The sequence below is a fragment of the Lentzea indica genome, assembly GCF_012184385.1.
GTDB lineage: Bacteria > Actinomycetota > Actinomycetes > Mycobacteriales > Pseudonocardiaceae > Lentzea > Lentzea indica.
Map to the genome: position 1 here is coordinate 15,260 of NZ_VSRL01000054.1, position 20,577 is coordinate 35,836.

General features: G+C 68.3%; 22 protein-coding genes and 1 pseudogene. 2 read left to right on the plus strand and 21 right to left on the minus strand.

The window, feature by feature from the left end:
• Positions 1–6: 6 nt before the first annotated feature.
• From nuoE to FXN61_RS17230, 9 genes and pseudogenes are all read right to left on the minus strand, one after another.
• Positions 7–726 (minus strand): NADH-quinone oxidoreductase subunit NuoE, encoded by a 720-nt coding sequence (gene nuoE / locus FXN61_RS17190; protein ID WP_167975085.1) that lies wholly within the window; start codon positions 724–726, stop codon positions 7–9.
• Positions 723–2,078 (minus strand): NADH-quinone oxidoreductase subunit D, encoded by a 1,356-nt coding sequence (locus tag FXN61_RS17195; RefSeq protein ID WP_167975086.1) that lies wholly within the window; start codon positions 2,076–2,078, stop codon positions 723–725. Before FXN61_RS17195 ends, nuoE begins: the two co-directional genes overlap by 4 nt.
• Positions 2,075–2,818: an NADH-quinone oxidoreductase subunit C gene (locus tag FXN61_RS17200; protein WP_312877798.1), complete on the minus strand. Its 744-nt coding sequence runs from the start codon at positions 2,816–2,818 to the stop codon at positions 2,075–2,077. Before FXN61_RS17200 ends, FXN61_RS17195 begins: the two co-directional genes overlap by 4 nt.
• The gene (locus FXN61_RS17205; protein ID WP_188135154.1) at positions 2,815–3,366 is read right to left on the minus strand and encodes a NuoB/complex I 20 kDa subunit family protein; all 552 of its coding nucleotides are present in this window, start codon (positions 3,364–3,366) and stop codon (positions 2,815–2,817) included. Before FXN61_RS17205 ends, FXN61_RS17200 begins: the two co-directional genes overlap by 4 nt.
• 7 nt (positions 3,367–3,373) lie before the next feature.
• Complete coding sequence (locus FXN61_RS17210) at positions 3,374–3,739, minus strand: NADH-quinone oxidoreductase subunit A (RefSeq protein WP_167975087.1); 366 nt, start codon at positions 3,737–3,739, stop codon at positions 3,374–3,376.
• Positions 3,740–4,005: 266 nt separating this feature from the next.
• Positions 4,006–5,270: pseudogene (locus FXN61_RS17215) on the minus strand (geranylgeranyl reductase family protein).
• Positions 5,271–5,341: 71 nt separating this feature from the next.
• The gene (locus FXN61_RS17220; RefSeq protein WP_167975088.1) at positions 5,342–6,055 is read right to left on the minus strand and encodes a demethylmenaquinone methyltransferase; all 714 of its coding nucleotides are present in this window, start codon (positions 6,053–6,055) and stop codon (positions 5,342–5,344) included.
• A 36-nt stretch (positions 6,056–6,091) separates the two neighbouring features.
• On the minus strand, positions 6,092–7,189 hold the full coding sequence (locus FXN61_RS17225) for a glycosyltransferase (protein WP_167975089.1): 1,098 nt from the start codon (positions 7,187–7,189) through the stop codon (positions 6,092–6,094).
• Complete coding sequence (locus FXN61_RS17230) at positions 7,186–8,295, minus strand: glycosyltransferase family 4 protein (RefSeq protein ID WP_188135155.1); 1,110 nt, start codon at positions 8,293–8,295, stop codon at positions 7,186–7,188. Before FXN61_RS17230 ends, FXN61_RS17225 begins: the two co-directional genes overlap by 4 nt.
• 109 nt (positions 8,296–8,404) lie before the next feature.
• Here FXN61_RS17230 and FXN61_RS17235 point away from each other — a divergent pair, with 109 nt between their 5' ends.
• Entirely contained in the window at positions 8,405–9,238 is an 834-nt protein-coding gene (locus FXN61_RS17235) for an inositol monophosphatase family protein (RefSeq protein WP_167975090.1), read from the plus strand.
• On the opposite strand, the gene FXN61_RS17240 is transcribed toward FXN61_RS17235, so the two are convergent.
• From FXN61_RS17240 to FXN61_RS17275, 8 genes are all read right to left on the minus strand, one after another.
• Positions 9,223–9,840 carry a hypothetical protein gene (locus FXN61_RS17240; protein ID WP_167975091.1) on the minus strand — a complete coding sequence of 206 codons (618 nt, stop codon included), beginning with the start codon at positions 9,838–9,840 and terminating at the stop codon, positions 9,223–9,225. The genes FXN61_RS17235 and FXN61_RS17240 overlap by 16 nt on opposite strands.
• Before the next feature lie 121 nt (positions 9,841–9,961).
• Positions 9,962–10,528, minus strand: coding sequence for a PI-PLC domain-containing protein (locus FXN61_RS17245; protein ID WP_167975092.1), 567 nt, complete (start codon positions 10,526–10,528; stop codon positions 9,962–9,964).
• Positions 10,529–10,566: 38 nt separating this feature from the next.
• Positions 10,567–11,622 carry a 1,2-phenylacetyl-CoA epoxidase subunit PaaE gene (gene paaE, locus FXN61_RS17250; RefSeq protein WP_167975093.1) on the minus strand — a complete coding sequence of 352 codons (1,056 nt, stop codon included), beginning with the start codon at positions 11,620–11,622 and terminating at the stop codon, positions 10,567–10,569.
• A 1-nt stretch (position 11,623) separates the two neighbouring features.
• Positions 11,624–12,115, minus strand: coding sequence for a 1,2-phenylacetyl-CoA epoxidase subunit PaaD (gene paaD / locus FXN61_RS17255; RefSeq protein ID WP_167975094.1), 492 nt, complete (start codon positions 12,113–12,115; stop codon positions 11,624–11,626).
• On the minus strand, positions 12,112–12,996 hold the full coding sequence (paaC, locus tag FXN61_RS17260; RefSeq protein ID WP_167975095.1) for a 1,2-phenylacetyl-CoA epoxidase subunit PaaC: 885 nt from the start codon (positions 12,994–12,996) through the stop codon (positions 12,112–12,114). Before paaC ends, paaD begins: the two co-directional genes overlap by 4 nt.
• Positions 12,993–13,277: a 1,2-phenylacetyl-CoA epoxidase subunit PaaB gene (gene paaB / locus FXN61_RS17265; protein ID WP_167975096.1), complete on the minus strand. Its 285-nt coding sequence runs from the start codon at positions 13,275–13,277 to the stop codon at positions 12,993–12,995. The genes paaC and paaB overlap by 4 nt, the downstream gene beginning before the upstream one ends.
• Positions 13,274–14,212 carry a 1,2-phenylacetyl-CoA epoxidase subunit PaaA gene (paaA, locus tag FXN61_RS17270; RefSeq protein ID WP_167975097.1) on the minus strand — a complete coding sequence of 313 codons (939 nt, stop codon included), beginning with the start codon at positions 14,210–14,212 and terminating at the stop codon, positions 13,274–13,276. Before paaA ends, paaB begins: the two co-directional genes overlap by 4 nt.
• A 9-nt stretch (positions 14,213–14,221) precedes the next feature.
• On the minus strand, positions 14,222–14,566 hold the full coding sequence (locus FXN61_RS17275; RefSeq protein ID WP_446684940.1) for a DUF3592 domain-containing protein: 345 nt from the start codon (positions 14,564–14,566) through the stop codon (positions 14,222–14,224).
• 165 nt (positions 14,567–14,731) lie between these two features.
• Here FXN61_RS17275 and FXN61_RS17280 point away from each other — a divergent pair, with 165 nt between their 5' ends.
• Positions 14,732–15,964, plus strand: a complete 1,233-nt coding sequence (locus FXN61_RS17280) for an isochorismate synthase (protein ID WP_167975098.1) — start codon at positions 14,732–14,734, stop codon at positions 15,962–15,964.
• Here FXN61_RS17280 and FXN61_RS17285 read toward each other — a convergent pair.
• The 4 genes from FXN61_RS17285 to menD all read right to left on the minus strand — a co-directional run bounded on the left by FXN61_RS17285 (position 15,961) and on the right by menD (position 20,535).
• A complete protein-coding gene (locus tag FXN61_RS17285) occupies positions 15,961–16,713 on the minus strand; it encodes an SDR family NAD(P)-dependent oxidoreductase (protein ID WP_223165489.1) in 753 nt (250 codons plus the stop codon). The two genes, FXN61_RS17280 and FXN61_RS17285, sit on opposite strands and share 4 nt — an antisense overlap.
• Before the next feature lie 49 nt (positions 16,714–16,762).
• A complete protein-coding gene (locus FXN61_RS17290) occupies positions 16,763–17,308 on the minus strand; it encodes a GrpB family protein (RefSeq protein ID WP_167975100.1) in 546 nt (181 codons plus the stop codon).
• A gap of 95 nt (positions 17,309–17,403) precedes the next feature.
• The gene (locus tag FXN61_RS17295) at positions 17,404–18,909 is read right to left on the minus strand and encodes a M1 family metallopeptidase (RefSeq protein WP_167975101.1); all 1,506 of its coding nucleotides are present in this window, start codon (positions 18,907–18,909) and stop codon (positions 17,404–17,406) included.
• Between the two features lie 54 nt (positions 18,910–18,963).
• Positions 18,964–20,535 carry a 2-succinyl-5-enolpyruvyl-6-hydroxy-3-cyclohexene-1-carboxylic-acid synthase gene (gene menD / locus FXN61_RS17300; protein WP_167975102.1) on the minus strand — a complete coding sequence of 524 codons (1,572 nt, stop codon included), beginning with the start codon at positions 20,533–20,535 and terminating at the stop codon, positions 18,964–18,966.
• Positions 20,536–20,577 lie beyond the last annotated feature (42 nt).

The following is a 20,577-nucleotide window of genomic DNA, read 5'->3' on the forward strand; positions in this document are numbered from 1 at the left end:
TTCCCCCTACTTCTTTTCCGGCAGGGCGGGGAACTCGGCGTTGGCCGGCATCTTCGGCGCGTCCCAGCCGCGGTCCTTGGCGATCTGCGCGCCGCGCAACGTCTCCGGTGCCGCCGACGGTCCGTCGAGGTCCGCGTCGCGGCCCTCGAAGAAGCCGGCGAGCTGGAGTTCCGCCTGCTTGAAATCGGTGAGCGGAGCGCCGCGGGTCGGAGCGGGCTTCTCCCCCGACTGCAACGCCTTCACGAGGCCCAGCGCCTTGTCCGGCGTCTGGTTGTCGTAGAACTCGTAGTTCACCTGCAGCACCGGGCCGAGGTCGCACGCGGCGAGGCACTCGGCGTGCTCCAGGGTGATCGAGCCCGGCGTGCCCGGCTCGCCCGCGGTCTCCTCGTGACCCACACCGAGGTGGCTCTTGAGGGTCGAGTAGATCTCGTCGCCGCCGAGCGCCGCGCACAGCGTGTTCGTGCACACGCTGACCAGGTGCTCACCGCACGGGCGGCGCTTGTACATCGTGTAGAACGTCGCGACCGCGCTGACCTCGGCCTCGCTCAGGTCGAGCTGCCCGGCGCAGAACCGGATGCCGTCCTGGGAGACATACCCCTCGACCGACTGCACCAGGTGCAGCATCGGGAGCAGCGCACTGCGGGCCTGCGGGTAGCGGGCGACGATCGCCTGCGCGCGGTCCACAGTGGACTGGTCGAAAGTGGTGCTCTCTGGAGCTTGAGTCATCGGTCGCAACCACCCATCACCGGGTCGATCGAGGCGACGGACGCGATCACGTCGGCGACCATGCCGCCCTCGCACATCGCGGGCATCGACTGGAGGTTGATGAAACTGGGCTCGCGCAGGTGCACGCGCATCGGACGGGTGCCGCCGTCGGAGACGACGTGGTAGCCCAGCTCGCCGCGCGGCGACTCGACCGGCACGTACACCTGGCCGGCCGGCACCTTGAAGCCCTCGGTCACCAGCTTGAAGTGGTGGATCAGGGACTCCATGGACTGGCCCATGATCTTGCGGACGTGCTCGAGCGAGTTGCCCATGCCGTCGCTGCCGATCGTGAGCTGCGCGGGCCACGCGATCTTCGCGTCCTCGACCATCACCGGACCGGTCGGCAGGCTCTTCACGACCTGCTTGATGATCCGCAGCGACTGGTGCATCTCCTCGAGGCGCAGCAGGTACCGCGCGAAGCAGTCCGCCGCGTTCGAGGTCGGCACGTCGAACTGGTAGTTCTCGTAGCCGCAGTACGGCTCGATCTTGCGCAGGTCCCAGGCCAGACCCGCGGAACGCAGGATCGGGCCGGTGATGCCGAGCGCGAGGCACGCGTCGACGGGCAGGTACCCGACGCCGGCCATGCGGTTGCGCCAGATCGGCTGACCGGTGAGCAGCTTGTCGTAGTCCGGCAAGCGCTTGTGCATGATCTTGAGGAACGCGTTGATCTTCTCGATCGAGTCGCTCGGCAGGTCCTGCGCGAGGCCGCCGGGCCGGATGAACGCGTGGTTCATGCGCAGACCGGTGAGGTGCTCCAGCAGGTGCAGCACTTCCTCGCGCTCGCGGAAGCCGGAGGTCATGCCCGTGAGGGCACCGAGCTCCATGCCGCCGGTGGCGAGCGCGACGAGGTGCGAGCTGATCCGGTTGAGCTCCATCAGCAGCACGCGGATCGCCTGCGCCCGGTCGGGAACCGTGATGCCGAGCAGCTTCTCCGTGGCCATGCAGTACGCGGCCTCGTGGTGCAGCGGCGCCAGGTAGTCCGTGCGCGTCACGAACGTGACGCCCTGGACCCAGTTGCGGTACTCGACGTTCTTCTCGATACCGGTGTGCAGGTAACCGACGACGCTGCGAGCGTGCGTGACCGTCTCGCCCTCGAGCTCCAGGATCAGGCGAAGCACACCGTGCGTCGACGGGTGCTGCGGGCCGAGGTTCATGACGATGCGCTCGTCGTGGACCGCGTCCGCGAGCACGTCGTCCCAGTCGCCGCCGGTCACCGTGTAGACGGTGCCCTCGGTGGTCCTGCGGGACTCGGCGATCTCTTCTGGCATCTCGGTGTTGGTACCCGTGGTGACGTCGGAAAGTCGCTCGGTCATGAGTACGACCGCCTCTGGTCCGGCGGAGGAATCTCCGCGCCCTTGTACTCGACGGGGATGCCGCCCAGCGGGTAGTTCTTGCGCTGCGGGTGACCGTCCCAGTCGTCCGGCATGAGGATGCGGGTCAGTCCGGGGTGACCGTCGTAGATGATCCCGAACATGTCCCAGGTCTCGCGCTCCTGCCAGTCCGCCGTCGGGTAGACCTCGACGAGGCTCGGCACGTGCGGGTTCTCGACGTCGACCGCGACCTCCAGCCGGATGCGGCGGCGGTACGTCATCGACGTCAGGTGCGTGACCGAGTGCAGGCGCTGCGGGACGTCGGCGCCGTAGTCCACACCGGACACGGAGCTGCAGAGCTCGAAGCGCAGCGACGGGGTGTCGCGCAGGATCCGCGCGACCTCCAGCAACGTCTCCGGCCTGAGGTAGAAGGTGATCTCACCGCGGTCGACCGTCACCTGCTGCACCGTGTCGGCCGGCAGGCCCTTGTCGCTGATCGCGGCGAACAGCTCGTCGGCGACCTCGTCGAACCAGCCCCCGAACGGGCGCTCGGAGGGCGCCGCCACGTGCGCGGGCAGGCGCAGGCCACCGAAGCCCGACGTGTCACCGGAACCGGAGACGCCGAAGAGGCCCTTGCGTTCCTTACCGGCGAAGATCGGCGCCTTCGCTTCGGCGCCATTGGTCTTCTCGAGCCCTTCGACAGCGCGGTCGGCGCTGGAGTGCTCTCCCCCTGGCTCGGTCACTTCTTCCTCGCAAAACGCTCGGAGGACGGGATGAGATCGGTGCGGTAGCCCGAGTCGGCGAGTGCCTTGGCCCGCACGGCGTTCAGCGGCTCGTCCATGATCTTGGCGTGGATCTTGAGGATCGCGTCCATCAGCATCTCCGGCCGCGGCGGGCAGCCCGGCAGGTACATGTCGACGGGCACGATGTGGTCGACGCCCTGCACCACCGCGTAGTTGTTGAACATGCCGCCACTGCTGGCACACACGCCCATCGCCAGCACCCAGCGCGGCTCGGGCATCTGGTCGTAGATCTGTCGCAGCACCGGCGCCATCTTGTTGGTGACGCGGCCGGCGACGATCATCAGGTCCGCCTGGCGCGGTGAGGCCCTGAAGACCTCCATGCCGAAGCGGGCGAGGTCGTAGCGCGGACCGCCCGTGGTCATCATCTCGATGGCGCAGCAGGCCAGGCCGAAGGTGGCAGGCCACAGCGAGGACTTGCGGGTCCAGTTGACCAGCTTCTCGACGCTGACCAGCAGGATGCCGTTCGGGAGCTTCTCCTCGAGACCCATGACTTCCTCAGTTCCAGTCGAGGCCGCCGCGACGCCACACGTAGACGTATGCGAAGCCGACCGTTGCGACGAACAGGACGATCTCCACCAGCCCGAACAGGCCGAGCTTGTCGGCAGCCACGGCGAACGGGTAGAGGAAGACCATTTCGATGTCGAACAAGATGAAGAGCATCGCCGTCAGGTAGTAGGCGACGGGCATGCGCCCACCACCCACGACCGGCTGCGGGCTCGGCTCGATGCCGCACTCGTAGGCGTCGAGCTTGGCCCGGTTGTAGCGGCGGGGTCCGATGTAGGGCGCTGCGGTCACCGAGAACAGTGCGAACGCCCCGGCGAGCGCGAACATCAATACGAGGGGGAGGTAAGGGTCCAGCACGCTCCGTCGTCCTTTCCTCGCGGTCGAGGCGCACCCTATGGGTGTAGTTCTGCGACTCGTTTGTTAGGCGAACCTAACGAACGCTTGTGAAACAGTTCACAAGCTCTCTCACACTGTTGTGAAGTGATTCACAAGGTCGATCGCCAGTGTAGAACGCCTGTAAATGACCTAGATCACAGGGTCTGACCTGGGGCTTTAACTTGGACGACACATGCGAAACGGCACCGGCTCGTATTGAGCCGGTGCCGTCGCCTGTTCGGAGTAATTTACGCCGTCGGCGCGAGCTTCGTGGCGGCCACGATCAGGCGGTCCATTGAGTCGCCGTCCTTGGGGTCGTAGAGGCCCGCGAGCAGCTTGAGCACGAGTTTCATCAGGCGCTTTCGCGGCATTCCGTACTTCGTTGCGGTCCGCATGACCGCCGGGTTCCCGATGAGCTTCGAGAAGACGTTGCCGAGCCGGTAGTAACTGCCGAGCGCCTGTTCGATCCGGACCGGGTAGCCGTGCAGCGCGCGTTCACGGTTGACGCCGGTCCGCGCGAGGGCCTGGACGATCGACTCGCTCGCGATCTTGGCCGACTCCATGGCGTAGCCGATGCCCTCGCCGTTGAACGGGTTGACCATGCCGCCGGCGTCGCCGACGAGGACCAGTCCCGCCCGGTAGTGCGGCTTGCGGTTGAGGCCCATGGGGAGCGCGGCGCCACCGATGCGGCTCGTCGCGTTCTCCTCACGGAAGCCCCACTCCTCGGGCGTTCCGTCCAGCCAGCTGCGGAGAAGTTGCCGGTAGTCCGTGGTGCCGTAGGCCTTTGACGTGCTGAGAATGCCGAGGCGACGTTGACGCTGCCGTCGCCCATGCCGAAGATCCAGCCGTAGCCGGGCAAGAGCTGGCCGTCAGGCGCCCACAGCTCCAGGTGCGACTCGAGGTAGTCGTCCTTGGTCCGCGGGCTCGCGTAGTAGCGGCGGACCGCGACGCCCATGGGCTTGGCGTCGTCCTTCTGGAGCCCCACGGAGAGGGCGAGCCTCGCCGAGACGCCGTCGCAGCCGACGACGATCGGGGCGCGGTAGGTGACGGGGTTCTTCTCGGGCCCCTGCTTGGCTTCGACGCCGACGACCCGGCCGTTCTCGATGATGGCCTTGGTGACCGTGGTGTTCTCGTGCATGCGCGCGCCGGCCGCCTTCGCCGTGTTCGCGAGCATCTCGTCGAAGTCCATGCGCGGGCGGACGACGCCGTAGTTGGGGAACGTGGCCAGGTCCGGCCAGTCGAGCTCCATCGTGACGCCACCGCCGACGACCCTGAGCCCCTTGTTGTGCAGCCAGCCGTTGTCTTCGCGGGTGTCGATGCCCAGGTCGATCAGCTGCTTGACGCCGCGGGGGGTGAGACCGTCTCCGCAGACCTTCTCCCTGGGGAAGGAGCTCTTCTCGAGGAGGAGGACGTCGAGGCCCGCCCTGGCCAGGTAGGTCGCCGCGGTCGAGCCCGCCGGTCCCGCCCCCACCACGATGACGTCGGCGTCCTCGTTGATCCCGCGCCTGCTCATCCAGACTCCCTAACGTGTACCGGTCACAGCTCACAGCTCTGCTCGCGACTCTAACCGGCGTTCGCTGAGGGTCAGGGCGTCGGCTCTTCCGCCTTCGGCTCCGGCTTCGTCGCGCGGTGCAGGGCCACCATGCCGCCGGTCAGGTTGAACCAGGCGACGTCCTCCCAGCCCGCCTTGGCGATGAGCTCGCCCAGCGAGCGCTGGTCCGGCCAGGTGGCCATGGACTCGGCCAGGTAGGAGTAGGCCACCGGGTTGCTCGACACGAACTTCGCGATGAACGGCAGCAGCTTGAGCAGGTACCGCATGTAGACGAAGCGGAACGGCTTCCACACCGGCGTGGAGACCTCGCAGATCACCATGCGGCCGCCGGGCTTGGTGACGCGGGCCATCTCCTCCAGGGCGACGACCGTGTCGTTGAAGTTGCGGATGCCGAAGGACACCGTGACGGCGTCGAACGAGTTGTCCTTGAAGGGCAGGCGCAGGGCGTCGGCGGCGACCTTGGGCACGCGGCGGTGGGCGCCGGAGGCGAGCATGCCGACGGAGAAGTCGGCGGCGACGCACCAGGCGCCGGACGCGGCGTACTCGACGGTGGACACCGCGGTGCCGGCGGCGAGGTCGAGGACCTTCTCGCCGGGGCGGGCGTCGAGCACGCGCCTGCTCCACTCCCTCCAGCGGCGGTCGAAGCCCAGCGTCATGACCGAGTTCGTGCGGTCGTAGCCCTTGGCCACGCCGTCGAACATCTCGGCGACCTCGCGGGGGTTCTTGTCCAAGCCGGCTCGCGACATAGTCAAGAGCCTAAGTCAGGGTCGCTGAGATCGTCTTCAGGGCACCTTCAGGGCGGTCAGCATGCCGTCGACCGCCGCGTGCCAGGGGTATTCCTCCGCCCGTGCCCGCGCGGCTTCCCGTGAGCCGGTTTCGAGGAGTTGTTGGGCGGCGTTCGCGAACGCCGTGGCGTGGTCGTCGACGGCCGCGCCGCACGACGGTTGGACGATCTCCTTGAGCGCGCTGCTCTGGCTGACGACGACCGGCGTGCCGCTGGCCAAGGCCTCCAGCGCGGCCAGGCCGAACGTCTCGTGCGGGCCCGGCGCCAGCGAGAGATCCGCTGAGGCGAGCAGCGACGCGACGTCCAGACGTGACTTCACAAAGCCGAGGAACGTCACCGGCAAACCGACCGCGCGCTTCTCCAGGAACGATCTGCGCGGCCCGTCACCGGCGATCACCAGCCGCGCCGAGTGGCCCTGCTCGTGCAGTTCTGCCAGCGTGTCGACGGAGCGTTCCACGTGCTTCTCCGGCGACAACCGTCCACAGTGGATGAGCAGGCTCTCCCTGCCCTGCAGGAGATCCCGGCGAAGGTCGACGGAGTGACGGCTCGGCGTGAACGTGGTGAGGTCGACGCCGAGCGGCACCTGCGTGACGTTGCGGGCGCCGATGCGGTCGAACTCCTCGCGGGCGAAACCCGTCGTGCACACGACGGTGTCGTAGGAGGCAGCCATGCGGCGGTTCGCCCAGTCGGCACCGCGCTCGGCAGGGCCGGGAGGCAGCACGAACCGCAGCAGGCGGTCGAGGCGTTCGTGGGAGATCACGATGTTCGGGATGTCGCGCTCGCTCGCCCACGCGCCCATGCCGCGCAACGTCAGCCGGTCGGAGACCTCCAGCCGGTCGGGCTTGAGGTGTTCCACCAGCGACTTCACGCGCCACGGGTCCACGACGCGGTAGCCGCCGGTGTACGGGATCTTGACGGCGGGCAGGGTGATGCGCCGGACGCCGCCGGGCAGCACCTCGTCCGCGCGGCCGTCGCCCGGCACGACCAGCACCACCTCGTGGCCGGCCTGCACGTAACCGGTGCCCAGGTGGTGCAGTGCCGTGCGGAGTCCGCCCGACTTGGGCCCGTAGAAGTTGGCCAGCTGAACGATCCTCAAGCGGCCGCCTGGTGAGTTAGTCCGATCACTGCAGAGTAGTGGCCGATCAACTCGTCACAGATCGCAGGCCACGTGCGGGACAGCACCGACTTGCGGGCGGCGAGACCGAACCGCTTGCGCCGCAGCGGGTCGCGCAGCAGGTCCACGTACTGTGCGATGTCGTCCTCGAACAGGTACCCGGTCCGGCCGTGCTGAACCAGGTCGCGCGGGCCGCCGGCGTTCGGCGCGAGCACCGGCAGACCGGTCGCGAGCGCCTCCTGCACGGCCTGGCAGAACGTCTCGTGCGGACCGGTGTGGATGAAGGCGTCCAGCGAGGCGTAGGCCTCGGCGAGGGCGGGCCCGGTGCGGAAGCCGAGGAACTCGGCGTTGGGCAGGTCCTTCTCGAGCTGCTCGCGATCAGGGCCGTCGCCGACGACCCGCAGCTTCACGCCAGGCAGGTCGTGGACCTCCTTGAGCCTGTGCACCTGCTTCTCCGGGGCGAGGCGGCCGACATAGCCCACGGTGAGCTCGTCGTTGTGCTTCGGACGCGGGTGGAAGAGGTCGATGTCGACGCCACGGCCCCACCGGTGCACACGAGGCACACCGTGCTGCTCCAGCGCCTCGACCGCCGAGCTCGACGGCGCCAGCGTGCGGTCGGCCAGCGTGTGGAGGCGCTTGGTCCACCGCCACGCCGCGCGCTTGGTGAGCCCGAGCCCGTAGCTGCCCGCGAACCCGGCGACGTCGGTCTGATAGACCGCGACGGTGGGCACGTCGATCTTGCGCGCTGCTCTGAGGCCGTACGCACCCAGCACGAACGGTGAAGCGAGGTGCACGACGTCGGGCCCGAAGTCAGCGAGCGCGTGGAGCACTCTCGGGCTCGGCACACCGATGGGCAAGCTGGTCACCATGGGCACGTCGACCGCCGAAACTCTGACGACGGGCGTGCCGTGGTGTTCGTCCGCACCGGCACCTGGCGCAACGACCATCGCTTGATGTCCGTTGCGGCGCAGGTGCTCCAGGACGCGGAGAACGGAGTTGGTCACCCCGTTCACCTGGGGCAGGAAGCTCTCGGTCACGATCGCTACGCGCACAGAAGACACCTTGTAGTGCGCGTGTGAAGTCCGCATGACACGAAATTTGACGTGGTCAGAACACCTCGCGTCGTGGCCAGGTGATCGTCGATTCGTCATCTTCGCTTAGGTTGCCGGTCATCCGACGCGGTGACACTAGGCCAGCATGACCGTCTTGTCGTCCCGTCCCGCGCAGCCAGTCGACCCCGGACTGGTGTCCATCGCGCTGGAAGTGGCTGGTCGCCTGGCGAACGACGCCTCTGACGTCATCATGGCCACCGCCGGCCGCGGCGTACGTCCCGACTCCGACGAGTCGCCGTTCGACTGGGTCACCGACACCGACCGCACCCTGGAACGCCACACCCGCCGTGTGCTCACGGCCGAGTTCCCCTCGATCCCGGTGTTCTGCGAGAACTCCGACGTCGACGTCCCCGGCGACTCCGAGTTCCGCTGGGTGGTCGACCCCGTCGACGGCACCGCGAACTACACCGCGGGCATGCCGTGGTGCGCCTACAGCCTCGCCCTCGTGGACCGCTGGGGCCCTGTCGTCGGCGTGGTCGCCGACCCGTACCGCTCGCAGATCTACGCCGCCGCCCGCGGCCGCGGCATGCGCGCGAACGGCAAGCCGGTCCGCCTGACCGAACGCCAGGGCGACTCCCTGGTGGTGTGCACGGAGATGACCCGATCCGGGCCGTGGCCAGGCATGGGCGAGTTCATCTCGAAGGCCGCGATAGCAGGCACGGGCGTGCGCGTCCTGGGCTCAAAATGCCTCGCCGTCGCCCAGGTGGCGTTGGGCCACGTAGCTGCTGCCGTCCTGCACGGCTATCACGAGTGGGACGTCGCCGGCGCCGTGTCACTGGCCGTGGAGTCCGGTGCCGTCGTGCTGGACCGACGCGGCGAAGGCGCCCAACTACCCGTGGACGGGTTGCTGGTGGCCGCCCCCGAGGCCGCGGACGAGGTGCTGGGCTGGTGGCAGTCCGCGCTTCAGGCCGACAACTGAGGCAGCTGCTTCTCGAGCACCTCAAGATGGGTGCGCGCCTCGTCCAGCTCCGGGTGGTCGAACATCTGCAACGCGACCCTGCCGACCTCGTTCTCGAACTGGTGGAAGTCGTGTGCCGCCTTGAGCAGCCGCTGGTACACCGGGTGCTGCCGGTCAACCGCGCCCAGCGCCCTTCCCAGCTGCGCGATTCCTCGCACGTCGTCGAGTTCCTTCGTCAGCTGCTCGCTGATCCTCTGCAGCCAGTCCTTGGCGGCCGACTTCGGCACGGTCTGCACTGCCGCCGCGACCCGCCTGGTGGACTCCGCGCAACGTTCGACCAGCTCGGACCACATGTCGTAGGGCTGCTGCGGGATCGGCGGATACGCCGGCTTCGGCTGCCTGGGACTTTGGACGGAACGGCGGATGAAGCCGACGCCCGTGCCGACCACCGCTCCCGGGAGGCCGCCGAACGCGAAGGCGAGGACGAGGATCGCGATGATCGTCACGAAGACCGAAGACGGTTTCTCGCTCGGGACGGAGACCTCGACGATCGTCGTGAGCGCACCCATGAGCACGGTGCCGATTGCGGCTCCCCAGAGCGCTGAGCGGACGACGACCCCCATGGCTCGTGATCGTGCCACGTTCGGCGCCGGTTCGTGGACCACCTGAGAACTCGGGTCGCGGACCATTGCTCTGCTATAGTTTTTGTTGTCGGTTCCAGTAGGAGCCGAAAGTGGACCCGGTTCACCGTCCGGACGGTCGGTTGCCGGGTTTCGCGCTTTCTGGGCACTGGTCGAGCCGCACGACAGCGTCGACCATCGGCGCGACGCGTTGCCGCCAGTCGCCTCCCGCACCGAAACACCACGCGAGCGCGTCACTCGCCCACAGGACCGGATCCTCGGCAGGACGCAGATGCTCGTAGGTGAACGGTTCGTCCACCTTCTCCAGCGCCGAGGCCAGTGTCTGCCGGTCGCGCACGTCCTGGTGCGCACAACTCTCGATCGCCAGCCGGGCGACACCGAGTTCTTGGAGCCAGGTCGCCGCTGCGGACAAGCAGAGCTGACGGGCGTGGACGTCGTCCGATTCGCGAACCGTCCACACTGCCGCCCGCAGCCCCATGCCGCGCAGCCGTGCGACAAGTTCCCGCCTGCGCGAGTCGCTCTCCTTCTTGAAGTGCACTCGACGTTGACCAGGCTTCACCAGCCGACGCAGAGCGCTGCGGATCCTGTCCAGCTCACGCGGTCGAACGACCACCGCGACAACCAGGTAGGTCGTACCTCGCCGCGACTCGTCCAGAAATCCATGCCACATGGACCATATGGTCTCAAAGGAGTAACGAGCTACTCCGATCAGGCGTCGAAGTCGACCGTCACGCACTCGCTCGTCGGCAACGCCTGACACGTCAGCACGAACCCCGCCGCCACCTCGGACTCGTCGAGCGCGTAGTTGCGCCGCATCTCGACGCTGCCCTCCGTGACCAGCGCCCGGCACGTGCCGCACACCCCGCCCTTGCACGCGAACGGCAGGTCGGCGCGCACGCGTTGGGCAGCGTCCAGGATCGGCTCATCAGCAGGCAACGGCAGGGTGGTCGACTTGCCGTCCAGCACCACCGTCACGGTGGCGGCGGACTCCACCACGGCTTCCGCTCGACGCGGCGGGGGCGGGGGCTCGTCGACGTAGAAGAGTTCGTGGTGCACACGGTCTACCGGCACGCCGCGTTCGCGCAGCACGGCGGTGGCGTCCTGCACCATCTCGTAGGGGCCGCAGAGCCACCACTCGTCGATGGCCTCGAACGGCACAACGGAGTCGAACAGGGCCGTGAGCTTCTCCGCGTTCAGGCGGCCCGTGAAGAGCTCGACGTCGCGGGGTTCGCGAGACAGGACGTGGATCAGCTGGAGCGTGGCCGGGTAGCGGTCCTTCAGGTCGGCCAGCTCGTCGGCGAACATCACCGTGTCGGTGCGGCGGTTGCCGTACAGCAAAGTCACGCGGGCGCCTGTGGCCAGCACGGTCGCGGCGATCGACAGGGCCGGGGTGATGCCCGAGCCCGCGACCACAAGGCCGTGGTGCGTGCCGACGCCGGAAGGCGTGAACTTGCCCAGGGGCGGCAGGACTTCTAGCACATCACCTGGGGAGACGCGGTCGACGAGCCACGTCGAGAACTGGCCGCCGTCGACGCGGCGCACGCCGATTCGGGGTGCGGCACCGGCCGGGGCGCAGATCGAGTATGAGCGGCGTTCGTCGCCCTGGCGCAGGGTCAGGTACTGGCCCGCGGCGAAGGCGAACTCCTCCGACAGGTCAGCCGGCACGTCGAAGGTGACGGCCACGGCGTCGTCGCAGAGGCGGTCGACGCGGGCGACCGTCAGCTTGTGGAAGGCTGCGCCCCGCTTTCCGGTTTTGGGCGACAACTCAGATCTCCTTGACGTGCTCGAACGGTTCGGAGCAGGCGTGGCAGCGGCGCAGGGCCTTGCACGCGGTCGAGCCGAACCGAGAAATCTCCGAGGTGTTCAGCGAGCCGCACTGCGGGCAGGCGACCTGACGTGACGGCGGCACCAGGTTCAACGGCACCGGACCCGCGGCAGACGGCCCGACGCGCGCAGGAGGCGCGATGCCCGCGGCGGCCAGCTTCGAACGGCCTTCCCGGCTGATCCAGTCCGTCGTCCAGGCCGGCGACAGCGACAGGCGCACCTCGACCTCGGAGAAGCCCGCGGAGATCAAGGTTCGGCGCAGGTCAGCGCCCATCTCGTCGATCGCGGGGCAGCCGGAGTAGGTCGGGGTGATGGTGACGACCACGCGACCGTCCTCTTCGGACACTTCGCGGAGCACGCCGAGATCCGCCAGCGTGAGGACCGGGAGCTCCGGGTCCCGCACGGCCGACGCGATCTCGAGTGCCGTGGTCACCAGACCGCTCCGGGCAGCGAGCGGTGCAGGTGCTGCATCTCGGCGAGCAGGAAGCCCATGGCCTCGGTGTGCACGCCGTCGCGACCGGCCATGCCGGCAACGCGCGCGGCTCGACGGTCAGCAGGACGCGTAAGACCCGCGGCCGACAGCACCGCGTCCAGCACACCGTCCACTTCGGACCGCAACGAAGCAGGATCGACGGCCACACCGGTCAACGCAGCTTCAACGCGGTGCCTTGCGAACAGCTCGTCCACGAACGGCCACACGCGCTCCAGACCCGCCTGCATGCGGCGGTGCGACTCGTCGGTGCCGTCGCCGAGCCGGACGGTCCACTGGGCGGCGTGGTCGCGGTGGTAGGCCAGCTCTTTCAGGCCCTTCTCGGCCACGGCGGCCAGCACCGGATCCGCCGAGCCGCGCAGGCAGGAGAAGAGGGCCAGGCGCCACGAGGAGAACACCAGCAGGCGCGCGATCGTCGTGGCGAAGTCACCGCCGGGACCTGGTCCGCAGTCGATCTCGGCCAGGTGCACGTTGCGGAACTCGCGTTCGTCGCGCAGGTACGCCAGCGCGTCCTCGTCGCGGCCCAGCACCTCACCGGCGCGCGTCAGCAGCATGCGGGCCTGGCCGAGCAGGTCCAGGGCGATGTTCGCCAGCGCGATGTCTTCTTCGAGTTCCGGAGCGCGCGAGCACCACTCCGAGAGCCGCTGCGACAAGATCAACGCGTCGTCACCGACCATCAGGCAGTACGCGGCGAGAGCGTCGCGGTCCACACCGGTGGGGAACTCGCGGTTCACGCCGGACAGGGCCTCGGAGAAGCCCGTCCCGAACGCCCAGTGCGCGTCCTCGTGCCCGAGGAGCGACTCGTATGCGTTGTCGAAGCTCATAGGTGCGGCACGTCCTCGGGAATCGCGTAGAACGTCGGGTGCCGGTAGACCTTGTCCCCGGCCGGCGCGAAGAACGGGTCCTTCTCGTCCGGCGAGGAGGCCGTGATCGCGGCCGCGGGCACGACCCAGATCGAAACGCCTTCGTTGCGACGCGTGTAGACGTCACGGGCGTTGCGCAGCGCCATCTCCGCGTCCGGCGCGTGCAGCGAACCGACGTGCACGTGGTTCAGGCCGCGCTTGCCTCGCACGAACACTTCCCACAGCGGCCAAGACGTGCTCACGCGGCACCTTCCTTCACAGCCTGCTTCGCCGCGTGTGCGGCAGCGGCCTCACGGACCCACGCGCCGTCCTCGTGGGCCTTGCGGCGGTGGGCGATGCGCTGCTCGTTGCAGACGCCGCCACCCTTGACGACCTGCCAGAACTCGTCCCAGTCCGGCGAGCCGAAGTCGTACTGCCCGCGCTCTTCGTTCCACTTGAGCTCGGGATCGGGGAACGCCACGCCGAGCGCTTCGGCCTGCGGCACGCTCATGTTCACGAACTTCTGCCGCAGCTCGTCGTTGGTGTCGCGCTTGATCCGCCACGCCATGGACTGCTCGGTGTTCGTGGACTCCGCGTCCGGCGGACCGAACATCATCAGCGCCGGCCACCACCACCGGTTCACCGAGTCCTGCACCATGTCGCGCTGCTGCTGGGTGCCGCGCATCATCGTCATCAGCAGCTCGTAGCCCTGACGCTGGTGGAACGACTCTTCCTTGCAGATGCGGATCATGGCGCGCGCGTACGGCCCGTAGGACGTGCGGCACAGCGGCACCTGGTTGCAGATCGCGGCGCCGTCGACCAGCCAGCCGATCACGCCGACGTCAGCGAACGTCAGGGTCGGGTAGTTGAAGATCGAGGAGTACTTCTGGCGGCCCTCGATGAGCTTGGTCGTCAGGTCCTCGCGGTCGGCGCCGAGCGTCTCGGTCGCCGAGTACAGGTACAGGCCGTGCCCGGCCTCGTCCTGCACCTTCGCCAGCAGGATCGCCTTGCGGCGCAGCGAGGGCGCCCGGCTGATCCAGTTGCCCTCCGGCTGCATGCCGATGATCTCGGAGTGGGCGTGCTGGGCGATCTGCCTGATCAGGGTCTTGCGGTAGCCGTCGGGCATCCAGTCGCGCGGCTCGATGCGCGATTCGGCCTGCACGGTGCGCTCGAAGCGCAGCTCCAGGTCATCCGCCATGCTCCGATGTTACACCTGCAGGCCGAATCTGCGCAGGACTGTCACAACCGCCGCGATGACGATCCAGACGGCCACGAGGAAGGTTCCGACGGGGAGCAGGGACAGCACCGCCGTCCTTCCGGCGACACGGGTCAGCTCGGGGTTCGTCTGGTCGTACTCGACCCGCACGTTGTCCCCGACCTGCAGACCCGCCGGGTACAGCACGCCCTGCGACGGGATGATCACGCGGCCGTCCGGTGTGGCGTAGCGCACAACCGTCCTGTTGAAGGACACGGAGTCGACCTGCGCGACCGCCTGCCCCATCGACCGTTCGATGGCCACGTCATCACGCCAGCACGCGATGGGCAACAGCACGCAAACGAGCGTGACCACCCCACCGACGACCAGCAGAGTTCGGCAAACCGCACGGCGGACGCGTACACCGAGCGGCGGTTTGGTCAGTGCGTCGTCCACCACAACTGAGAAGTCTAGAGCCGGGCGGGTGCCGCGCTTTCAGGTTGAGGTCCATACAGTCGGAGAGTGACCTCAGCACCCACATCGCGAGCACGGCAGCGAATCCGCGTCCGGTCGAGGCGGGACACCGCCGGTGACCTGCTCGGACTGCTGCCAAACCCGGAGCACGCGCTCGCCTGGGTGCGCGACGGGTCCGGTCTGGTCGGCTGGGGTGAGGCCGCACGGCTGGAGATCAGCGGCCCGGATCGGTTCGCACAGGCCGACAAGTGGTGGCAGGAGTTCGTCTCGCACCTCGAGGTCGACGACGAGCTGGGAGTGCCCGGCAGCGGGCCCGTGGCGTTCATTTCGATGGCTTTCGCCGACGATCCGGGCGACTCGGTGCTGATCGTCCCCGAGGTCGTGGTCGGGCGCCGCAACGGCGAGCAGTGGATCACCACGATCGGCGCCGCGGACACGGCACCGGACGTCGCGCCGCTGTCCAGGCCCTCGACCGTCCGGTACGCGAACGGCCAGCTGCCGGTCACGCAGTACCGCGAGGCTGTGCGGAAGGCCGTTTCCCGGATGCGCGGCGGCGAGCTCGACAAGGTCGTACTGGCTCACGATCTGGTGGCAGTGACGGATCGGCGGCTGGACCAGCGGTTCGTGCTGCAGGGGCTGGCCCGGCGGTATCCGGAGTGCTGGGCCTACGCGGTGGACGGGCTCGTGGGGGCCACACCTGAGCTGCTGCTGCGCCGCACCGGTTCCGTCGTCGACTCGCGGGTGCTCGCCGGGACGACGTGGCCGCACGACGGGGTCAGCGATGAGGAGCTCGCTTCGGCGTTGATGTCGTCGGAGAAGAACCTCGAAGAGCACGACTACGCGATCACTTCTCTCGCGGAGACCCTCCGGCCCTTTTGCTCAACGATGTCGGTGGAGGGACCTTCGGTTCTGCGGCTGCCGAACGTGTCGCACCTGTCCAGCGACGTGATCGGCACGTTGGGGGCGCCCACGTCGTTGCTGCACCTCGGCGAGGCCGTGCATCCCACGGCCGCGGTGGGCGGGACGCCCCGGCTGGACGCGACGACGTTGATCTCTCAGCTCGAGGGGATGGATCGCGGGCGGTACGCCGGGCCCGTCGGGTGGATCGACGGCAACGGCGACGGAGAGCTCGGGATCGCTTTGCGGTGCGCGCAGATCAGCGGGTCGACCGCACGGTTGTTCGCCGGCTGCGGGCTGGTCGCGGACTCGGATCCGGACATCGAGGTGCAGGAGGCGCACGCCAAGATGCGCCCGATGCGCGAGGCGCTCGAAGGCCTCTAACCGTGCGGTCCGCCGCTGACGTAGATGACCTGACCGGTGACGAAGTCGGCGTCCTCAGCGGCGAAGAACAACACGGCACGTGCGATGTCGTGCGGTGTGCCGATCCTGCCGACCGGAATCGTCTTCGCCTGCAGCTCCAGATGCTGTTCGAGAGTCCGCCCCGCACGTGCCGCGCTCACCGTGGTCATCCCCGTGTGCACGACGCCAGGACCGACCGCGTTCACGGTGATCCCGCAGGGGGCGAGATCCAGCGCCGCGGCGCGCGTGAAGCCTTCCAGCCCCGCCTTGGCCGCGACGTAGTTGACGCGATCGTCGTCACCGAGCGCGGAGATGCTCGAGATGTTGACGATGCGTCCCCACCCCGCCTCGCGCATGGCCGGTGCCGTGGCCTTGAGCATCAGGAAGCTGCCGCGCAGGTGCGTGGCCACCACCGCGTCCCAGTCGTCGAGCGGCATGTCCAGGACCATGTTGTCCTTGGCGAACCCGGCGTTGTTGACCAGGATGCCCACCGGCCCCAACGCCGCCGTCACCTCGTCCACGGCCTGGGCGACCTCGACTGGGTCGCTGACGTCCGCGCGCACCGCTACGGCGGTGCCACCGGACGCGCGGATCTGGTCGGCGACTTCGCCGGCGGCCTCGATGACGCGGTCCAGCACGGCGACTTGGTGGCCGAGGCTTGCCAGCTCCTGGGCGACACCTGCGCCGATGCCGGAACCACCGCCGGTGACGAGCGCGACACGTGACTTCATGAGCCGATCCTGGTGTTCGCGGGTCGGCGGCCGCCACTCCATTTCTGCCTCAAGAACGTTCGGCCAGGACGCTCGCCACGAACACCGCCTTGCCTTCCGTGTACGCCTCACGGTCGTGTCCGCTGTCCTGAGACAGCTGGCGTTTCAGGTCCTCGTATTGCTGCGCCCGGTTGGAGTCGCTGCGGAGGGCGTCGCGGAACCTGATCTGGTCGGTCCACCTCTCGTGGCCGGCCTGGATCAGGTGGAGGTGCGCTTCGCGGCGCTGTCCGGTGGCGTCTGGTTTGACGTAGAAGCGCCGCCATGGCCGGCCGTCGAGCGTTGGGGGTACGTAGGACCATCCGTCTGCGGCCAGGCGTTCGGCGGCCCCTGCGGCTGCGGTGTCGAGGTCGGTCACCGAGGCGGCCAGGTCGACGATCGGTTTGGCGGCGAGGCCGGGGACGGCTGTCGATCCGATGTGCTCGATTCCGTCGACGAGCCAGGGTGCGAGCAGGTCGGTCAGGCGTGTGCGTTCCGCCTCTGCCCGGACGGCCCATCGAGGGTCGTGGGAACGAATCTCTGCGCGTTCATACGCCCACGCAGGGGCACCCTCGCTCATCAATTCCGCCCGTCATCGGCCTGAAGAAACGCTGACGCAGGGGTACCCCCGAGCTGGGAACCCCTGCGTCACAACGTACTCAGCAGGTCTGACAGTCAGTGCTTGTGCGCGTCCAGCAGCTCGTGCGTCAGCTGGATCTTGGCGCGCGACTTCGGCTCGGCCTTCACCGAAAGGGACTTGGCCGCGACGTCGGCAGAACGCCCAGGAGCCTCAGCCGGCTTGCCCTTGGTGAAGAGCCACGTCTGGAACAGCTGGTCGAGCTGCTGACCGGAAATCCGCTCCGCCAGCGCGAGGAACTCCTCGATGGTGGCGTCGGAGTACTTCTTCTCCTGCTGCCACGTCTTGAGGATCTCGAAGAACTTCTCGTCACCAACGGCCACGCGCAGGGCGTGCACGGCGAGCGCACCGCGGTCGTAGACGGCGCCGTGGAACACGTTCGAGGAACCCGGGTCACCGGGCAGGACCTGCCAGAACGGGTCGTCGGCCGGGTAGAGGTCGTAGGTGAAGTCGGCGTTCTCCTGGGCCGTGCCCTCGCCGATGTGCTCGGACCACAGGAACTCGGCGTACGTGGCGAAGCCCTCGTTCAGCCAGATGTCCCGCCAGTGGTGCACCGAGACCGAGTCGCCGAACCACTGGTGGGCGATCTCGTGTGCCACGACGTAAGTGTTGGCGCCTCGGCGGAAGAACGCGTCGTCGTAGTTCGAGCGCGTCTGGTTCTCCAGCGCGTAGCCGAGGTCTGGCGTGACGACGCCGCCCTGCGCTTCGAACGGGTACGGGCCGAAGTTGCCGGTCAGGAACTCGGTGATCTCTGGTGTGCGCTCGACGCTGGACTTGGCGGCGTCGGCGTGCTCGCCGAGGCGCTCGGAGTACGCGTTCACGACGGGCTGGCCGTTGGGGGCCGTGGACTGGCGGACCTCGAACTGGCCGATGGAGAGGAACGTCAGGTACGTCGCCTGCGGCTTGGTACTGCGCCAGTTCCAGCGGGTCCAGCCGTTGATCTGGCGGGTCTGACCCACGAAGGTGCCGTTCGAGATCGCCTCGACGCCGTTCGGGACGGCGACGTTGACGTCGAAGGTGGCCTTGTCGGTCGGGTGGTCGTTGGACGGGTACCACCAGGAGGCGATCTCCGGCTCACCGATGGCCAGGGCGCCGTCGGAGGTCTTCGTCCACGCCGTGAAGCCGTTGCGGTCCTTCACGGCAGACGGTGTGTCGGCGTAGGTGACGACGATCGTCAGATCCTGGCCCTTGCGCACCCCACCGCGCGGAGTGAGAGTGAGCTCGCCGTCGTCGGAGACGAACGAGGCCGGCGCGTTGTTGACCCGGACCGACTTCACCTTGAGCAGGAAGTCCAGGTTGAACTGCGTGAGGTCCTCGGTGGCCTTCGCCAGGATCGTCGTCGTGCCCGACAGCTGGTCGCCGTTCGGGTTGTAGTTGAGCCTGATGTCGTAGTGGGAGACGTCGTACCCGCCGTTGCCGTACTTCGGGAAGTACGGATCACCGGCGCCGGGTGCGCCGGGAGACGCCGCCAGCGCCGTCCCCGCGAAGAGCGTCATCGCGGCCGCGGAAGCGACCGCGGCCGTCGCCTTGGATCTGATCGACATGCGCGGGACGCTATCCACACGTTGAGGTGTGAACCACCGACTTACGTATGTTTCCTACATGCCGAAAACGGTTGACACAGTCGACTTGAGACTTTGGTGCAGCCTGCGCAGCTCGTCGCGTTTTGCCTGCACTTCGACCACTCGGAGGCCCTCCGGCGACGCAAGTGCGCTACGGAACTCATCCTTGTCGTCCACTTTGGAGTGAGGAATTCGGTAGCCCGCGCACAAAGCGGCCAGATCCGTCCCGTGGGGCGTGCCGAAAATCCTTTCAAAACTTCGGCCGTACTCCGGCGCACCTTGTTCCAGCAATGAAAAGATCCCGCCGCCGTCGTCGTTGAGCACGACGATCGTCAGGTCCGGCTTGCAGTCGGCCAGCAGCCCGTTGCTGTCGTGCAGGAACGTCAGGTCTCCCATCAGCGCGTATGCCGGACCCTGATGGTTCAGGGCGAGCCCGATGGCCGTGGACACGCTGCCATCGATGCCCGCGGCACCCCTGTTGGCGTGCACGGTGACGTCCGAGCGCCGTTCGCCCGCGAAGTCGACGTCGCGGATCGGGTTGGACGAGCCCACGAACAGCAGCGAGCCCGAGGGCATCGCCTGCGTGAGGTCGCGGGCGATGTGCAGGCCCGTCGGCCATGGCTCGGCGTCCAGCAGGTCGTCGACGGCGACGCTGACGTTCTTGACCGCGCTCTGCCACGCCTGCAGCCACTCGCCGTCGAGCTCCGCGGGTTCCGGCAGCCACGTCGACGCGCGCGTGGCGGTGAACTGCACGTCCGGCCACTGCGCCTGGTCACCGACGGCGTGCACGATCTTGACGTTCTTCAACAGGGCCTGCTGGCCCCTGGAGAGGGTCACGCGCCCCACGACGAGCACCGCGTCCGGCATCAGGTGTTCCGGCAGGCCTGCGTTGAGCAGCAACGAGCCGTGCCGCAGGCCGTTCGGCGCGGTCGGCTCGGCGATCACCGGCCAGCCGAGGCCCGCGGCCCTGCGCAGCCGCTCGGGGCGGTCGTCGCCGAGCAGCACCAGCGTACGGGCGGGCAGGTCAGACGGCCGGGTCTCGACGCCGGTCGTGCGGTCCGTCACCGTCCACGGGCCGCGGTCCGAGGACGGCCACGCGTCGTCGTCCGGCGTGAGCGGCGGCCGGAACGGCACGTTGACGTGCGACGGCCCGTCCGTGGCGATGGCACGGCAGACCAGCGAGCGCGTGGTGGGCTCGTCGGCGCCCTCCGGCATGTGCAGCGTCGGGATGCCCAGGACGTCGTGCTGGTTGATCGTCTGGCTGGAGCCGGTGCGGTAGAGGTCGACCGGGCGGTCGGCGGTCAGCGCGATCAACGGCACGTTCGTCAGCTGCGCCTCGATGACAGCCGGGTGCAGGTTCGCGACAGCGGTGCCGCTGGTGCACGTCACCACGGCCGGTTCGCCCGTTTTCGCGAGGCCCAGCGCGAGGAATCCGCCGCTGCGCTCGTCGATGCGCACGTGCACCGTGAGCAGGCCTTTGTGCTCGGCCTGGTGCAGCGCGAACGACAGCGGGGCGTTGCGCGAACCGGGGCACAGCACGACGTGGCGGACGCCGTTGCGCACCAGTTCGTCGACGATCAGCCTCGCCTGCGTCGTGGACGGGTTCATCCCCCAATTGTCACCGGCTGGGCTGAGAGGTCGCCCGCTGGT

What these genes read in the sequence shown, in the direction of transcription:
- nuoE (WP_167975085.1), bottom strand. Translation starts at nt 726, where the DNA reads ATGACTCAAGCTCCAGAGAGCACCACTTTCGACCAGTCCACTGTGGAC.
- FXN61_RS17195 (WP_167975086.1), bottom strand. Translation starts at nt 2,078, where the DNA reads ATGACCGAGCGACTTTCCGACGTCACCACGGGTACCAACACCGAGATG.
- FXN61_RS17205 (WP_188135154.1), bottom strand. Translation starts at nt 3,366, where the DNA reads ATGGGTCTCGAGGAGAAGCTCCCGAACGGCATCCTGCTGGTCAGCGTC.
- FXN61_RS17220 (WP_167975088.1), bottom strand. Translation starts at nt 6,055, where the DNA reads ATGTCGCGAGCCGGCTTGGACAAGAACCCCCGCGAGGTCGCCGAGATG.
- FXN61_RS17230 (WP_188135155.1), bottom strand. Translation starts at nt 8,295, where the DNA reads ATGCGGACTTCACACGCGCACTACAAGGTGTCTTCTGTGCGCGTAGCG.
- FXN61_RS17235 (WP_167975090.1), top strand. Translation starts at nt 8,405, where the DNA reads ATGACCGTCTTGTCGTCCCGTCCCGCGCAGCCAGTCGACCCCGGACTG.
- FXN61_RS17240 (WP_167975091.1), bottom strand. Translation starts at nt 9,840, where the DNA reads ATGGGGGTCGTCGTCCGCTCAGCGCTCTGGGGAGCCGCAATCGGCACC.
- FXN61_RS17245 (WP_167975092.1), bottom strand. Translation starts at nt 10,528, where the DNA reads ATGTGGCATGGATTTCTGGACGAGTCGCGGCGAGGTACGACCTACCTG.
- paaC (WP_167975095.1), bottom strand. Translation starts at nt 12,996, where the DNA reads ATGAGCTTCGACAACGCATACGAGTCGCTCCTCGGGCACGAGGACGCG.
- paaA (WP_167975097.1), bottom strand. Translation starts at nt 14,212, where the DNA reads ATGGCGGATGACCTGGAGCTGCGCTTCGAGCGCACCGTGCAGGCCGAA.
- FXN61_RS17285 (WP_223165489.1), bottom strand. Translation starts at nt 16,713, where the DNA reads ATGAAGTCACGTGTCGCGCTCGTCACCGGCGGTGGTTCCGGCATCGGC.
- FXN61_RS17290 (WP_167975100.1), bottom strand. Translation starts at nt 17,308, where the DNA reads ATGAGCGAGGGTGCCCCTGCGTGGGCGTATGAACGCGCAGAGATTCGT.
- FXN61_RS17295 (WP_167975101.1), bottom strand. Translation starts at nt 18,909, where the DNA reads ATGTCGATCAGATCCAAGGCGACGGCCGCGGTCGCTTCCGCGGCCGCG.
- menD (WP_167975102.1), bottom strand. Translation starts at nt 20,535, where the DNA reads ATGAACCCGTCCACGACGCAGGCGAGGCTGATCGTCGACGAACTGGTG.